General features: G+C 66.2%; 12 protein-coding genes. 7 read left to right on the top strand and 5 right to left on the bottom strand.

Features of this window, described 5'->3' with window-relative positions:
• Positions 1 to 187 precede the first annotated feature (187 nt).
• From FBZ93_RS37090 to FBZ93_RS37100, 3 genes are all read right to left on the bottom strand, one after another.
• On the bottom strand, positions 188 to 559 hold the full coding sequence (locus tag FBZ93_RS37090; RefSeq protein WP_146992408.1) for a response regulator transcription factor: 372 nt from the start codon (positions 557 to 559) through the stop codon (positions 188 to 190).
• Entirely contained in the window at positions 556 to 1,422 is an 867-nt protein-coding gene (locus tag FBZ93_RS37095) for a S1C family serine protease (RefSeq protein WP_146992410.1), read from the bottom strand. The genes FBZ93_RS37090 and FBZ93_RS37095 overlap by 4 nt, the downstream gene beginning before the upstream one ends.
• Positions 1,423 to 1,519: 97 nt before the next feature.
• Positions 1,520 to 2,542 carry an AraC family transcriptional regulator gene (locus FBZ93_RS37100; RefSeq protein WP_167529402.1) on the bottom strand — a complete coding sequence of 341 codons (1,023 nt, stop codon included), beginning with the start codon at positions 2,540 to 2,542 and terminating at the stop codon, positions 1,520 to 1,522.
• 251 nt (positions 2,543 to 2,793) lie between these two features.
• Between FBZ93_RS37100 and FBZ93_RS37105 the strand changes: the two genes are divergently transcribed.
• Positions 2,794 to 3,243, top strand: a complete 450-nt coding sequence (locus FBZ93_RS37105; protein WP_050424788.1) for a cupin domain-containing protein — start codon at positions 2,794 to 2,796, stop codon at positions 3,241 to 3,243.
• Between the two features lie 118 nt (positions 3,244 to 3,361).
• Positions 3,362 to 4,855, top strand: a complete 1,494-nt coding sequence (locus tag FBZ93_RS37110; RefSeq protein WP_146992411.1) for a flavin-containing monooxygenase — start codon at positions 3,362 to 3,364, stop codon at positions 4,853 to 4,855.
• On the opposite strand, the gene FBZ93_RS37115 is transcribed toward FBZ93_RS37110, so the two are convergent.
• Positions 4,852 to 5,577: an alpha/beta hydrolase gene (locus FBZ93_RS37115; RefSeq protein WP_146992413.1), complete on the bottom strand. Its 726-nt coding sequence runs from the start codon at positions 5,575 to 5,577 to the stop codon at positions 4,852 to 4,854. The genes FBZ93_RS37110 and FBZ93_RS37115 overlap by 4 nt on opposite strands.
• Positions 5,578 to 5,731: 154 nt before the next feature.
• Between FBZ93_RS37115 and FBZ93_RS37120 the strand changes: the two genes are divergently transcribed.
• Together FBZ93_RS37120 and FBZ93_RS37125 are read left to right on the top strand one after the other, a co-directional pair.
• Complete coding sequence (locus FBZ93_RS37120) at positions 5,732 to 6,712, top strand: helix-turn-helix domain-containing protein (RefSeq protein WP_146992415.1); 981 nt, start codon at positions 5,732 to 5,734, stop codon at positions 6,710 to 6,712.
• 21 nt (positions 6,713 to 6,733) lie between these two features.
• Positions 6,734 to 7,801, top strand: a complete 1,068-nt coding sequence (locus FBZ93_RS37125) for a maleylacetate reductase (RefSeq protein ID WP_146992417.1) — start codon at positions 6,734 to 6,736, stop codon at positions 7,799 to 7,801.
• Between the two features lies 1 nt (position 7,802).
• Here the strand turns inward: FBZ93_RS37125 and FBZ93_RS37130 are convergent, their stop codons facing one another.
• Positions 7,803 to 9,257, bottom strand: a complete 1,455-nt coding sequence (locus tag FBZ93_RS37130) for a GH1 family beta-glucosidase (RefSeq protein WP_146992418.1) — start codon at positions 9,255 to 9,257, stop codon at positions 7,803 to 7,805.
• A gap of 241 nt (positions 9,258 to 9,498) precedes the next feature.
• Here FBZ93_RS37130 and FBZ93_RS37135 point away from each other — a divergent pair, with 241 nt between their 5' ends.
• The 3 genes from FBZ93_RS37135 to pgm all read left to right on the top strand — a co-directional run bounded on the left by FBZ93_RS37135 (position 9,499) and on the right by pgm (position 15,674).
• On the top strand, positions 9,499 to 12,165 hold the full coding sequence (locus tag FBZ93_RS37135; RefSeq protein ID WP_146992420.1) for a M1 family metallopeptidase: 2,667 nt from the start codon (positions 9,499 to 9,501) through the stop codon (positions 12,163 to 12,165).
• Positions 12,166 to 12,243: 78 nt separating this feature from the next.
• On the top strand, positions 12,244 to 13,896 hold the full coding sequence (locus FBZ93_RS37140) for an acetolactate synthase large subunit (protein ID WP_146992422.1): 1,653 nt from the start codon (positions 12,244 to 12,246) through the stop codon (positions 13,894 to 13,896).
• A gap of 137 nt (positions 13,897 to 14,033) precedes the next feature.
• Positions 14,034 to 15,674, top strand: a complete 1,641-nt coding sequence (gene pgm / locus FBZ93_RS37145) for a phosphoglucomutase (alpha-D-glucose-1,6-bisphosphate-dependent) (RefSeq protein WP_146992423.1) — start codon at positions 14,034 to 14,036, stop codon at positions 15,672 to 15,674.
• Positions 15,675 to 15,684: the final 10 nt, after the last annotated feature.

The following is a 15,684-nucleotide window of genomic DNA, read 5'->3' on the forward strand; positions in this document are numbered from 1 at the left end:
AAGCTGCTCACCATCCTCAACGCGATGATGCGCGACCGAAAACCCTATCGGGCGGCTCCTTCAACATAACAGTTGCCGGCCTTCGCCGGGACGACGCGCGGAAGGAGCCGTGTGCTCACCACACTCCGGTGTGATCGCCGGGCGATGACACCGGAGATGAGTGGCGTAGGACAGCGAATAGCATGCCTCACAAATTGATCACCCCGCGCCGCGCGGCATGCGCGACGGCGTCGGTGCGGCCGGTGGCGTCGAGCTTGTCGAGCAGGGAGCCGACATGAAATTTGGCGGTGTGGACGGAAATTCCGAGCCGCTGCGCGATCATCTTGTTGGATGCGCCTTCGGCCAGCAGCGCCAGCACGTCGAGCTCGCGCGGCGTCAGCTCGAAGTCGCCGCCGGCGGCCTCGCGGTTACGTGCGACGATCGCGGCCGCCGCCTGCTCGCCCGGCGCGGCGAGCCGCAGGCCGGCGACGCTGCCGAGCAACGTCGCCAGCCGGTCGGCGAGGACGGGGTCGTCGATCTCGAGCGCGACGACGATGTCGGCGGCAGGCTCGCTGCTCACGTCTCGGGCCTCTCTCCGACTGTGACCTTGAAGGTCATCGGCTCGCCGCCGCGATGCACGGTGAGTTCAACGACGCTGCCGACGCTCTGCGGCCCGAGGCCGCGCGACAGCGCCCGCACGCCCGACAGCTTCTCACCGTTGACGGCAATGATCACGTCGCCCTGGCGGATGCCGGCTGTGGCCGAGGGGCCGGCCTTGTCGACATTCATCACCATCGCGCCGAGGCCGTCGTCGAGGCGGACCGGCTGCAACCCGACGCCGAGATACCCGCGCGCGATGCGGCCGCTCTTCTCGAGCTGGGCTGCGACCCGCTCGATGGTCGCGGCCGGGATCGTCAGCACGCGGCGCGGGCCGAGCACCGCCATGCCGAACGGCGCGCCCGCGGCATTCAGCGCCAATCCGCCCTGCTGGCTGTGCCGCAGCCGGACGTCGAGCTCGATCCGTGCGTCGATCTCGCCGCCGCGCAGGCTGCGCCAGGCCGGGCCCGACCGCGCGACCATGCCGAGCCGTGCGATCGGGGCGCCGCGGTCGGCCGCGACGAGCACCGCGAGCGATCCGAGCGCCGGAACTTCGGTCGATAGCTTGATCGGCGCGACGTCGCCATCGACGCGCAGCAGTGCGACGTCGGTGGTGTGGTCACGTCCAGCGACGGTCGCTGGCCGGCGGCTGCCGTCGGCGAACTGGATTTCGATCTCGCCCTCGTCAGCCAGCGCTTCGTCGGCGGTGACGATCAGGCCCGCCTTCCAGACAAAGCCCGAGGCGCGCGCGCGATGCGAATGCACGGAGACGACCGAGGGCGCAGCGCGCGCAATGGTCTCCGACAGGGCTGACGACAGCGAGGCAAGGATGTTCGGTTCGGTCATGAGAAACTCCGTTGGCTTCCCGCAATCTGGGATGTTGCGGCTGGCGGCGAAACTGGCCGGATGGGCAGGGCCAGGACGCGTTGCCCGGAACCGTCGCTCAGCTCAACCGCTGCAGGGTCGCCTTCGGGCTTTCGCCGAACTTGGCGCGGTAGGCGCTCGCCATGCGGCTCAGATGGGTAAAGCCGAGGTCGAATGCAATATCGACGATGCGCTCGCCCGGTCGCGCCGTCTTGAGACGGGCGTTGAGCTGGGCGAGGCGGATGTCGAGCAGCATCTCGGAGACGGTGGTGCCGAAGTGACGGCGGAAGCCGAGTTGCAGCGCGCGGATGCCGGTGCCCGCGATCTCCGCAAGCTCGGCGAGATCCAGCGGCTCGGTCGCGCGGGTCTCAAGATAGGCCCGCACGCGCTTCAGCGCCGCCGGCTGGGCCTCGGTGCGGCCGTTGAAGACATCGATCGCCGAGCTCAGGCTGTGCCGCTGCCCGTCGAGCAGGACGTTGAGAAACTGTTCGCGCCAATCGGCCGCCGCCACCGCGGACAACGATTTGCGCGGCCCGACCTGCTCGGCCGTCGTCACGAGTTGCTCAATCCTGGCCGAGAGCATCTCGCCGAGCGGCCCGCTCAGCGCGACGGCCGGATCGAACTCGACCGGCCGCACCGCCACGCCGCCAAGCGCCGCGGCACGATGCTCGACCAGCTTGCGGTCGAGCAGGACGATGAGCTGGGCGCAGTCGTCGCGCCAGGTCATCTCGGTCGGAATCGTCGGCGACAGCAGCGAAGCGCAGTGTTGCGGTCCGGTGGTGAGCTCGCGCGCGGCGGTCCGGATCGAGGCCGAGCCGGACAGCGGCAGCTGCAACAGGAAGAACCGGTCGAGGCAGCCCGGATTGATCGCGACCGACCCGCCATAGGCGACGTAGTTGACCGAGAAGCCGTCGAAGTCTGCGCAATTGTGGTGCGCGGAGAAATCGCGCTCGGAATGATCGACCGGCGTCAGCTGGTGCGGACAGAAGATGCGGCCGATCGCTTCGGCCGCATCGTCGACGCGCGCGGTCGCGACGCGCGCGAAATCCTTCAGCCTTGCCGAACTTGCCCTTGCCGAAACCTCGTTGCCAACAGCAGTCACGCCGGCCGTCCGAGTTGTTTGAGGTCTAAAATATCGAGCAGCCTAGTCCATTCGCGGGCAAAGGGGAACGCCGTTTCGTCGCGCAAACTGCCCGATCGGCGCGCAGGCGGATGCAGCGACTTTGGGCAGAAAGTTGCTCCCGCATTGCAGCATGATCGCGCGCGGTGCGGATTCGTTTATCGGCTAGACAGCCCCGCCGGCTGGCGACAGGCTCCGTGTCCGCAATACGCATCAAAACTGGAGAGGCTGACATGGGCACGCTCGAAAAAGGCATTACCCGCACCGGCACCGGCTACGGCGGCAAGACCTGGAATATCCTCGGCCAGGTCTACTATCCGAAGGCGGTCACCGACTCGACCTTCGCGTTCGAGACCAACAGCGATCCCGGCCAGTTCGTGCCGGTGCACATCCATCCGACCCAGGACGAGTTCATCCTGGTGCAGGAGGGCGTGCTCGACCTCAAGCTCGACGGCGTCTGGGTGCAGGCCAAGGCCGGCGACCTCGTGCGCATGCCGCGCGGCATTCCGCACGGCTATTTCAACAAGTCGGACAAGCCGGCGCGGGCGCTGTTCTGGGTGTCGCCGATGCAGAAGCTCGAGGCGCTGTTCGACAAGCTGCACAATCTGCAGGATCCCGTCGAGGTGGTGCGCATTTCCGCCGAGCACGAGGTGGACTTCCTGCCGCCGGAAGCCAACGACTAGGCCGGCTGCCAAACAGACGACGCACACGAGGCGGCGATCGTCGGAGCTTGCTCCGGCGATGACGGGGATGTGCGCGCCGACGAAATTTGCATCTGTTCATTCATATGGGAGCGGTTTCATGGTCAAGCAGAAGCATGTGTGTGTGATCGGCGCCGGCATTTCCGGGCTCGCCGCCGGCAAGGCCTTTGCCGGTCGCGGTCACAGGGTGACCATCATCGAGCGCAGCGGCGATCTCGGCGGGGTCTGGGAGCCGGCACGCTCCTATCCCGATGTGCAGACCCAGAGCCCGAAGGAGCTCTATCGCTACACCGACAAGGCGATGCCGGAAGCTTATCCGGAATGGCCGAAGGGGCCGCAGGTCCATGCATACTTGCGCGATTATGCGCGCAGCCATGGGCTCGACGGCGCGATGCGGTTCAACACCAGGGTCGAGGGCATGAAGCGCCGTGCCGACGGCAAACCGGGCTGGACGCTCGCGCTGCGCTCGACTGATGGTGCCACCGGCCATGAGGATTTCGACTTTGTTGTGGTCTGCACCGGGCAATTCAACGAGCCGCAGACGTTGCCGCTTCCCGGCGAGGACGGCTTCAAGGCGCAGGGCGGCCAGATCCTGCACTCGTCGCAATATGGCGACCCTGATCTCGCCAAGGGGCGCAAGGTGGTCGTCCTCGGCGGCTCCAAATCGGCGACCGATATCGCGGTGAATGCGGTCAATTCCGGCGCCAGCGAAGTCACCATTGTGTTTCGCGAACCGGTGTGGCGGATTCCCTACTTCATCGGCGGTCTCGTCAACTTCAAGCGTATCCTCTACATCCGCGCGCAGGAGCAGATGTTCGCGAGCTGGGGCATCGGGCCGATGGCGCGCCTCGCGCACGTCGTGGCAAAGCCGTTCGTCTGGGCGAACTGGCGCGGGCTCGAGAGCATGCTGAAGATGCAGCTCAAGCTGAAGCAGTGCGGCATGGTGCCGAAGGAACGGATCGAGGACGGCGTCAACTGCTCGGTGCCGATCGCGACCCCCGGCTTCTACCCGATGGTGGCCGACGGTCGGATCAAGGCGGTGCTCGGGACCTTCGACCGTTATGACGGCAACACCATCGTGATGAGCGGCGGCCAGCGTGTCGCGGCCGATGTTGCGGTGCTCGCGATCGGCTACAAGCTCGGGGTGCCGTTCCTGCCCGCGGAGTATCAGAACAAGCTGGTCGAGCCCGACGGGCAGTACCGGCTCTATCGGCTGATCGCCAATCCCGATCTGCCGGACATGGGCTTCGTCGGCTTCAATTCGAGCTTCTGCACCGTGCTGTGTGCGGATCTCGCCGCGAACTGGCTGGTGCGCTACGCCGACGGACAGCTCGCGCGGCAGCCGAGCGCGGCCGAGATGCACGACAACATCGCGATGATGCTGAACTTCAAGCGGGTCGAGCGTCCGGCGGCGGGCGTCTATGGCGGGCTGTGCGTCGCGCCCTATCACTTCAAGCATTTCGACGAGCTGCTCGCGGACATCGGCACCAAGGCGTCGCGCCGCAACCGGCTCGTCGAAAAGTTCACTCCGCCGGACGCGGACGCCTATGCGCGCTTCCTCGCGACCGCACCTGTGTACATGGCGGCCGCCTAATCGCGGCCGGCGTCGAGGAAGGCCTGCGCCAGGCGTTCGGGATTGGAGAAGCACAGCTCGTGGCTGCCCGGTACCTGGACCAGGCGGAACAGCCCGAGCTTCTCCGACAGCCGCGGATGCCAGGGCAGGCTGTGCGGCATCGCCGTATCCTCCGTGCAGTTGACGTAGGATTTCGCGATTGGCATCTCGGCCGGATTGGTCCGCAGCACGATCTTGTCCTCGAAGGTCTTCAGCGGGTGCGGGTTGAGCACGTCATAAGCCCGCTGCGCCGTCTCGAGGTCGGCGTCGTTGATGAAGGCCTCACGCCAGATCGGGAACGGCAGCACCACCGAGCCGTCGCCGCGCTCGGCATGGATGGCGTCGAACAGGCCGCGATAGTGCGGCGGCACCATATCGTTGAGGCACTCGCCATTGTTCGGCACGAACGCGTTCCAATAGACGAGGCGGCGGATGCGATTGGCGGCGGCGTCGGCAACGCCTGTGATGACCATGCCGCCATAGCTGTGGCCGACCAGCACGATGTCGTTCAGATTGTGCTCGGCGAGATAGTCCACGATGGACTGGATCGCCTCGGCAAGGCCGGAATCCTTCCGGTCGCCGGGCCGGTTGCCCTTGATGGTCGGGGTATGGACCACATGGCCGGCCTTGCGGATGGCTGCCGCAACCGGCTCAAACTCGGCGCCGGTATGCCAGGCGCCATGGACGAGAACATAGGTCGACATGTTGTACCTCCCTGCGTGGTTTGGTTAGATCGGTTGCGACGTCCGGGACGGCCCGGGGCACGCACCGAGTTCAAGCAGTTCCCGATGGATATTGACCCGGACCTGTGGAACGCGCTTGGCTGTAAGCGAACCGGACTTGGCTCGGAGTGAACTGATGCAGCAAATCGCCGCCGCGGATCGCTCGCGCAGGGTGAGCTGGAATACCGCGGACACCAGGCCGGGCGAGCAGTTCGCATATTATCGCGAGGCGATCTGCCAAGCCTTCATGAACCTGACGCCGGAGCCGCCGGCGACGCCGGGCTTCATTGCGCGGGTCGAGACCGTCGGGCTCGGCGACGGGGCGGTCAACCGGGTCAATTTCCCGGAGCATGTGGTGCGGCGCTCGGCTGCCGACATCGCCGCATCCAGCCGGCGCTGCTACTATCTCAACCTCAAGCTCGCCGGCCGCTGCCGCATCCAGCAGGCCGGCCGCGAGGTCAGCCTGTCGCCGGGGCAGGTCGGGATCTTCGACAGCGGTCGGCGCTTCGCGCTGCTGCACGACCGCGGACCCGCGCTGCAGGTCGCCTCGTTCTGGGTGCCGGCCGAAGCGCTGGATGAACGGCTGCCGTCGGCGCCGGAGGTGGCCCCGGCGCGGGTGTCCGATGATGCCTTCGTCGGTCATCTCATCACCGAGACCGCGCAGGTCCTGAACAATTCGGCACTCCGTGCAACTGATGCGGACAATGCCCGGCTGTTCGGCGTGCTGCTCGATCTGGTCGCGCTCAGCCTGTCGCGCAGCGGCCGCCAAGGGGTCGCCGAGAGCGCGGGCCTGGCGGATGCGACGTGGCTGGCGCTGCGCCGCGCCGTGGACCGCCGGCTGCGCGAGCCCGGGCTCGGCGTTGCCGCCATCGCGACTGCGATCGGCATCAGCGAGCGCTACGTCCATAAATTGTTCGAGCGCGCCGGCACCACGTTCGCCAGCCACGTGATGGATCGTCGCCTCGACGGCGCGGCGCGCGACCTGAGGGATCCGGCGATCGCCGCGCGCGCGATCGGCGACATTGCGTTCGACTGGGGCTTCTCCGACCTGTCGCATTTCACCCGGCGGTTCCGGCATCGCTTCGGCTGCACGCCGCGCGACTGGCGTCGCGGCTGACCAACGTTTTCGGAAATCACCATGCCGCAGCCGTTCACCTATCAAGTCAGCCCGATGCGGGTCGTATTCGGGGGCGGCACGGTCGCGCAGCTGGCGGAGGAACTCGACCGGCTCGGCATCAGGCGCGCGCTGGTGCTGGCAAGCCGGCGGCAGCAGGCCGAGCTCGGCGATCTCGCCGATTTGACCGGCGGCCGCATGGCCGGTGTGTTCGATGGCGCGGTGGTGCACACGCCGGTCGCAGTCACCGAACGCGCCATGCAGATGGTTCGCGAGTTGAAGCCCGACGGCGTGGTTGCGATCGGCGCGGGCGCGGCGACCGGATTGAGCAAGGCGATCGCGCTGCGCACCGACCTGCCGCAACTGATCGTGCCGACCAGCTATGCCGGCTCCGAGATGACGGCAGTGCTCGGCGAGACCGTGGATGGCGTCAAGACCACGCAGTCCTCGCCGAAGATATTGCCGGAGGCCGTGATCTACGACGTCAACCTGACGCTGTCGATGCCAGCGAAGTTCTCCGCGATCTCAGGCCTCAACGCGATCGCCCATGCGGCCGAGGCGCTGTATGCGCGGGACGGCAACCCGATCACCTCGCTGATGGCGGAGGAAGCGATCGCAAAACTCGCGTCATCGCTGCCGGAGGTGATCGCGCGGCCGCGCGATCTCGATGCGCGCTTCGATGCGCTCTATGGCGCGTGGCTGTGCGCGGTGTGTCTCGGCACCGTCGGCATGGCGCTGCATCACAAGCTCTGTCACACCGTCGGCGCGCTGTTCGACCTGCCGCACGCCGAGACCCATGCGGTGCTGCTGCCGCACACCATCGCCTACAACACGCCGGCCGCACGGGATGCGATCGGCCGCGCCGCGCGGGCGCTTGGCGCATCTGACGCGGCCGACGGCCTGTTCGGTCTGTCGGCAAAGCTCGGAGCGCCGCGCTCGCTCGCCGAGATCGGCATGCCCGAGGACGGCATCGCGAAGGCGGCCGCGCTTGCTACCAAAAATCCCTACTGGAATCCGCGGCCGATCGAGGAAGGCGGCATCCGTGACCTGCTCAGGCGCGCATGGTCGGGCGCGCGGCCGCAGGCCGGATAGATCACACCCCGATCGCGTTGCGCGCGATCACGTCGCGGTAGAACGCCACGCTCAGCTTCGGCACCCGCGCCTGGGTCTCGAAATCCACGCGATAGAGGCCGAAGCGCTTCGCATAGCCGAAGATCCATTCGAAATTGTCCATCAGGCTCCACAGGAAATAGCCGTGGATCGGGACGCCGTCGGCGGTCGCGCGCTGCAGCTGGGCGAGGTAGTTGCGCAGGAACATGATGCGGTCGAGATCGTAGACCTGCCCATCGGGCTCCACCTTGTCCTCGCCGGAGGTGCCGTTCTCGCTGATATAGATGCTCTTGATGTTCCACAGCTTGGCCGCGATCCGCGGCGCCCAGTAGATCGTCTCCGGCGCGATCCGCAGCCAATCCGAATTCATGTGCGGGAATGAGGCCGGCATCGGCAGCGGCTTCCAGCCCGGGGCGCTGTCGGTGGCGAGAACATAGCAGTGCGGCGCATAGATGTTGAGCCCGACGAAATCGTTGGGCTGCGCGATGATCTTCAGATCCTCCGCGGTGAATTTGGGCGCGTCGGTGCCGGCATATTGCAGGAAAGCCTCGGTGTACTTGCCTTCGAGGAGGACGCCGAGGAAACCTGCATTGAGCTCGCGCGTCGCGATCTCGGTGGCGCGGATGTTCTCCGGCGTGTTGAACGCGGGCACGCAGGCGGTGATGTTCTCGGCCGGGCCGACCCGCGTGCCGGCGCGGCCCTTGGCACGGATCGCCTGCACCGCAAGGCCATGCGCCAGCGCGACGTGGTGGCGTGCCTGGTTCACCTCGGCCGGCGGCAGCGTCAGCCCCGGCGCATCGACGCCGAGCGCATAGCCGAAGGGCAGGAAACGCCCGACCTCGTTGAGGGTGAAGATGTTCTTGACCCGGTCGGTTAGCCGCTGCGCCACATAGCCGGCATAGTCGCCGAATGCTTTCGAGGTGTCGCGCGAGCGCCAGCCGCCGACGCGGTCCTGCAGCGCCTGCGGCAGGTCCCAGTGATAGAGCGTGGCGTAGGGCTCGATGCCGTTAGCCAGGAGCTCGTCGACCAGGCGGTTGTAGAAGTCGAGGCCCTTCGGGTTCGGCGCGCCGCTGCCATCGGGAAATACCCGCGGCCAGGCGATTGAAAATCGATACGCCTTGGCGCCGAGCTCCCTGATGAGGCGGACATCCTCCTTGTAGCGGTGGTAGTGCTCATTGGCGCGATCGCCGGTCGAGCCGTCCTCGATCTTGCCCGATGTGTGGGTGAATGTGTCCCAGATCGACGGGCCGCGGCCGTCCTCATTGACCGCGCCCTCGACCTGGTAGGACGAGGTCGCGGTGCCCCAGACGAAGCCGGCGGGGAAGTTCGCGCCGTCCGGCCGTGGAGCGTGGTTCGCCGCCTGTGCCGGGGCCGATAGGCCGAGCGCCGAAAGGCCTGCGAGGCCCGCAAACTGCCGGCGCGAGAACTTACCGAACATCATTGTCTCCCGTCGACGGACGCTGCGGCTGGAATGCCAGCGGCAGGTTAGCCCTCCACCCCGCGGTTGAGCAACAACGGCCGGGAGGCCGCAGCGCGGTGGCGAACGGCGCACCAATCAACGCGACCCGTCGTGATGTCAATGTCGCGGAGTTGTCAGTTTTGTGGCGACATTTTCTCTACTAGATTGCCTGCTACGTCCTTCCGCAATGACATCCGAAAATCCCTGTGAGCCGCGCCCAATGAACAAGCCTGCCAGCGATGTCCGAGTTGCGTTGCCGCGTCGTCTTGCCACGGCAATCTGCTTGCTGCTGGTCACGGTTGTGGGCGCGCAGGCCGAGCAGACTTTTTCGTTCGACAGCACACCCGGAAAGCTGCCGAAAACGGTTGTCCCGCTCAACTACGCGATCGAGCTGACGCCTGACTTCACCAGCCTCGCGTTGCCGGGTATCGAGACCGTCGACATCGAGGTGCGCGAGGCCACCGCGCAGCTGACGCTGAATGCGGTCAACACGACGTTCGCCGAAGCCACGATCGATGACGGCGCACAGCGCGCAGAGGTTTCGACCGACGCCACTACGCAGACCGCGACCTTGACCTTCGCCAAGCCGCTCGCGGCGGGCCGGCAGAAGCTCCGCATCGCCTTCACGGCGCAGATCAACAAATTCGGCACCGGCCTGTTCTCGGTCGATTATCCGACCCCAAGCGGGATCAAGCGGCTGATCTCCAGCAAGCTCGAGCCGGCCGATGCGCGGCGGATCTTTCCGTGCTGGGACGAGCCGTCGTTCAAGGCGAGCTTTGCGCTGACCGTCGTGATCCCGCGCAATCTGCTCGCGATCGGCAACATGCCTATCGCGAGCGAGGAGCCGGTCGCCGGCGATCTCAAGAAGGTTGCGTTCGCACCGACGCCGAAGATGTCGAGTTATCTGTTCGTGCTCACGGTCGGCGAACTCGAGCGCGTGACCGCGGATGCCGGCGGCGTCACCGTCGGCGTGGTGACGACGGCGGGCAAGAGCGGGCAGGGCCGGTTTGCGCTGGATAGCGCGGTGAAACTGCTCGCCTATTACAACGACTATTTCGGCGTGAAATATCCGCTGCCGAAGCTCGATCTGATCGCCGTTCCCGGCGGGTTCGGCGGGGCGATGGAGAACTGGGGCGGCATCACCTTTTTCGAAAGCCGGCTGCTGTTCGACCCCGCGACCAACGCCGAGACCGCGCGGCGCGGCATCTTCGCCATCATCGCGCATGAGATGGCGCATATGTGGTTCGGCGATCTCGTCACCATGGCATGGTGGGACAATCTCTGGCTCAATGAAGGCTTTGCCAGCTGGATGGCGACCAAGGCGTCGGAGCAGTTCTATCCGCAATGGCAGAGCTGGCTGAACGGCTATGGCGCCAAGCAGTTTGCGATGACCCTCGATGCACGCCGGACCTCGCATCCGGTGCAGCAGCCGATCGCCGATCACAGCGAGGCGGTCACGGCGTTCGATGCCATCACCTACAACAAGGGGCAGGCGCTGATCCGTATGCTCGAGACCTATCTCGGCGAGCAGGCGTTCCGCGACGGCATCCGCAAATACATGGCCGCGCATGCCTACAGCAATTCCACCACCGCCGATCTCTGGCAGGCGCTCGAGACGTCCGGCGGCAAGACGATCACCGGCATCGCCGCCTCCTTCACCGAGCAGGACGGCGTGCCGCTGGTCGTGGCCGAGACGAGCTGTGATGGCACAGCGCAGCGCCTGACCCTGCGGCAGGACCGCTTCGTGATCGCGCCGGCCAATGATCCGCCGCTGCCGGCGCACGGCTGGCAGATTCCGGTCGCGACCGGGCCGGCGCACGGCAAGCCGTTTGACGAGATCCTGCTGAAGGGCAGCGCCGATATGCCGGCCGGCGCCTGCGGCGATGCGATCAAGGTCAATCTCGGCGACGTCGGCTATTACAGGGTGGAATACGGCCTGAAGAACCGTGCGGCGCTGCTGAACGCCTTCCCGCAAATGCAGGTTATTGACCGGCTCAATGTCGTGACCGACAGCTGGGCGCTGGTGCAGGCGGGCCGCGCCGAGCCGCCGTCCTACCTCGCGCTGCTCGACGCGCTCGATGCCGGCGATCATCGCGCAGTGTGGGACCAGGTGATCTCGACATTCGCTACGCTCAACCGTCTGTCGCGCGACCGCAGCGAGCGGCCGGTAATCCAGGCCTACGCCCGCGCCAAGCTGCGCCCGGTGCTGGATCGGATCGGATGGGACGGACGCGGTCCGGCCGATGACGACACGGCCTTGCTGCGTGCGAGCCTGATCTCGGCGCTTGGCGATTTTGGTGATGCGGCTGTCGTAGCGGAAGCGAAGCGACGCTTCGCGGCGTTCCTCGACGACCCCAGCTCGCTGCCGACCACGCTGCGCGATGCGGTCACCCATGTCGTCGGCATCACCGCTGACCGGGCCACCTATGACAGACTGCTGACGCTCGCGCGGAGCAGCACGGCGACCAATGAACGGCTGCGCTATTATTATGCCGCGGCCAGTGCCCGCGACGCCGAACTGGCGCGCGCGACGCTGGCGTTGACGCTGACCAATGAACTGCCCGACACGATCGTCACAGGGATGATCAGCACGGTTGCATCCGCAGGCGAGCAGCCGCAGCTTGCGTGGGACTTCGTCCAGGCCAATTTCGACACGCTGCTGGCCAGGCAGGGGCCGAATTTCCGCGACCAGTTCGTGCCGAACTTCATGACCAATTTTACCGATGAGGCCCATGCGGCGCAGCTCGCCGCCTTCGCGCCCTCGCAATCGACCAGCGGCGGGCGGGTGATGGTGGCGCGATCCGTGCAGGCGATCGCGATCTCGGCCGATCTCGCCGCGCGGGTGCTCCCTGCGGCGGACGCCTGGATCAGGGCGCACAAGCCGTGAGATCGCGAGGGAGTTTCCGGCGGCGCGCGATGCGGCTATGCTGCGCGGGCGGCATGCAATCAACGATGCGAGGCTGAGATGGTCAAAGGTTCCGATTTGCTGGTCGCGGCCCTCGAGAATGAGGGCGTGGAACGGGTGTTCGGCGTCCCCGGCGAGGAGAATCTCGACGTCGTCGAGAGCCTGCGCAAATCCTCGATCAAACTGATCGTGACCCGCCACGAGCAGGCCGCGGCGTTCATGGCCGCGACCTATGGCCGGCTGACTGGAAGGCCCGGCGTCTGCATCACGACACTCGGCCCGGGCGCGCTCAATTTGACCACCGGCGCGGCCTACGCGCTGCTCGGCGCGATGCCGATGGTGATGCTCACCGGGCAGAAGGGCATCCTGAGCAGCCGGCAGGCCAAGTTCCAGATCGTCGACATCGTCAACACCTTCCGACCCCTGACCAAGCTGTCGCTGCAGATCGTCAGCGGCGCGACCATTCCGACGCTGGTCCGCGACGCCTTCCGGATCGCGACCCAGGAGCGGCCCGGGCCGGTTCTGCTCGAGCTGCCGGAGGATATCGCGGGGGAAGAGACCGAACCGGTCGAGCTGGTTCATCCGCATCCGATCGAGATTCCGATCGCGCACGCCGCCGCGCTTGATCGGGCCGCCGACATGATCCTCAAAGCGCAGCGACCGCTGATCATGCTCGGTGCCGCGGCATCGCGCCCGCGCTCGACCGCGGGGATCGGCGACTTCGTGCGGCGCACGAAAATTCCGTTCTTCACCACACAGATGGGCAAGGGCACGGTGTCCGGCGGTACCAATCAATACATGGGGACCGCCGCGCTGAGCGAGCGCGACTATGTGCATGAGGCGATCGACCGGGCGGACCTGATCATCGCGATCGGTCACGACACGATCGAGAAGCCGCCCTTCATCATGGGCCCGAAGGGGCCGCAGGTGATCCATGTCAGCTACATGCCGGCCAATGTCGAGCAGGTCTATTTCCCGCAATGCGAGGTGATCGGCGATGTCGGCCCGAGCCTCGAATTGCTGGCCGATCGGGTCGAGGGCAAGCTGCCGCATGCCAGTGCGCTGCTCAGCCTGCGCGAAGGCATTTTGGCCAAGATCACCGATCGCGCCACCGAGGGCCGCTGGCCGCCGACGCCGCAGCGCATCGTGCACGATGTGCGGCAGGTCATTCCCGAGGACGGCATCGTCGCGCTCGACAACGGCATGTACAAGATCTGGTTCGCGCGCAACTACCGCACGCTGCTCGCGAACTCGCTGCTGCTCGACAACGCACTCGCCACCATGGGCGCCGGCCTGCCGTCGGCGATGATGGCGGCGATGCTTTATCCGAAGAACCGGGTGCTCGCGGTGTGCGGCGACGGCGGCTTCATGATGAACTCGCAGGAGATGGAGACCGCGGTCCGGCTCAAGCTCAATCTGGTGATCCTGATCCTGGAAGATTCCGCCTACGGCATGATCCGCTGGAAGCAGGCGGTCGACAACTTCCCCGATTTCGGCCTGACCTTCGGCAATCCGGATTTCGTCAAATACGCCGAGAGCTACGGCGCCAAGGGTTCGCGGATCGAGAGCACGGAGGCGATCGTCCCGACCCTCGAGCGGGCCTTCTCCGGCGGCGGCGTGCACCTCGTCGTGGTGCCGATCGACTATACCGAGAACAAGCGGGTGCTGGTCGACGAGCTGCGCGAGAAAGTGCAGCAGATCGACGTCGAATAGCGGATTGCCGCTGACGGCACGGAACGAAATGCCCTCGGCTTGATTGAACGTAAGCCGCCATGGTAGCACGCCGAGCGATCAAGCCTCGGCCTCACTCGTTGTGCTGACGGTCGGCGATACCAGATCTGAGAGGTCACGTGACTGCACCAAATCCTGCCGCCGGCAAACCCATCGATCCCTTAGCGCTCGCCAATGTGCCGCGGCTTGTCACGGCCTATTTCGCCGGCAAGCCCGACGCCGGCGATCCAACCCAACGTGTCGCGTTCGGCACTTCGGGCCATCGCGGCTCGTCGCTGAAGAACTCCTTCAACGAGGACCACATCCTCGCCACCACGCAGGCGATCTGCGATTACCGGCGCGAGAAGGGGCTCACCGGGCCGCTGTTCATCGGCATCGACACCCATGCGCTGGCGGAGCCGGCGCTGGCCAGCGCGGTCGAGGTGTTCGCGGCGAACGGCGTCGAGATCATGATCGACGCGCAGGGCGGCTACACCCCGACGCCGGTCATCTCGCACGCCATCCTGAGCTACAACAAGGGACGTAGCACGGGCCTTGCCGACGGCGTCGTCATCACGCCGTCACACAATCCGCCGGAGGACGGCGGCTACAAATACAATCCGCCGCATGGCGGTCCGGCCGACACCGACGTCACCGCCGTGGTCGAGAAGAACGCCAACCGCCATATCGAGGCTGGCCTCAAGGGCGTCGCGCGAATGCCGTATGATCGCGCGCGCAAGGCCGCGACCACGCATCTGCATGACTACATCACGCCCTATGTCGCCGATCTCGGCAACACCGTCGATCTGGCATCGATCAAGTCTGCCGGCGTCAAGATCGGCATCGATCCGCTCGGCGGTGCGGCGGTGCATTACTGGCAACCGATCATCGCGCGCTACGGCATCAACGCGACGGTCGTCAACAATGCAGTCGATCCGACCTTCCGCTTCATGACCGCGGATTGGGACGGCAAGATCCGGATGGACTGCTCGTCGCCTTACGCGATGGCGAGCCTGATCGGGATGCGTGATCGTTTCGACGTCGCCTTCGCCAACGACACCGACGCCGATCGCCACGGCATCGTCACCCGCTCGAACGGACTGATGAACCCGAACCATTTCCTCGCCACCGCGATCGCCTATCTGTTCGCGCACCGGCCGCAATGGAGCAAGGACGCCGCGATCGGCAAGACCATCGTGTCGAGCTCGATCATCAATCGCGTCGCCAAGAAGCTCGGCCGCAAGCTGGTCGAGACCCCGGTCGGCTTCAAATGGTTCGTCGACGGGCTCGGCAGCGGCGGCTTCGGCTTTGCCGGCGAGGAAAGCGCCGGCGCATCGTTCCTGAAGCGCGACGGCTCGGCATGGACCACCGACAAGGACGGCATCATCCTCGGCCTCTTGGCAGCGGAGATCATCGCGAAGACTGGCCGCGATCCCAGTGAATTGTTCAAGGAGCTGACCGCGGAGCTCGGCGTGCCCTATTACGAGCGCATCGATGTCGCGGCGACACCGAAGCAGAAGAACGCGCTGAAGGCGCTCGGGCCCGAGCAGCTCAACATGACCGAGCTCGCCGGCGATCCGGTGCGCGCGGTCAGGACCAAGGCGCCGGGCAACGATCAGCCGTTCGGCGGCATCAAGGTCGAGAGCGAGGCCGGCTGGTTCGCCGCGCGTCCGTCCGGCACCGAGGATGTCTACAAGATCTACGCCGAGAGCTTCCGCGGGCCGGATCATCTGAAGCAGATCCAGGGCGACGCGCAGGCCGCGATCGCCAAGGTATTCTGAAGGCGCGAGG

Source organism: Bradyrhizobium macuxiense (genome assembly GCF_007993935.1).
GTDB classification, from domain to species: Bacteria; Pseudomonadota; Alphaproteobacteria; order Rhizobiales; family Xanthobacteraceae; genus Bradyrhizobium; species Bradyrhizobium macuxiense_A.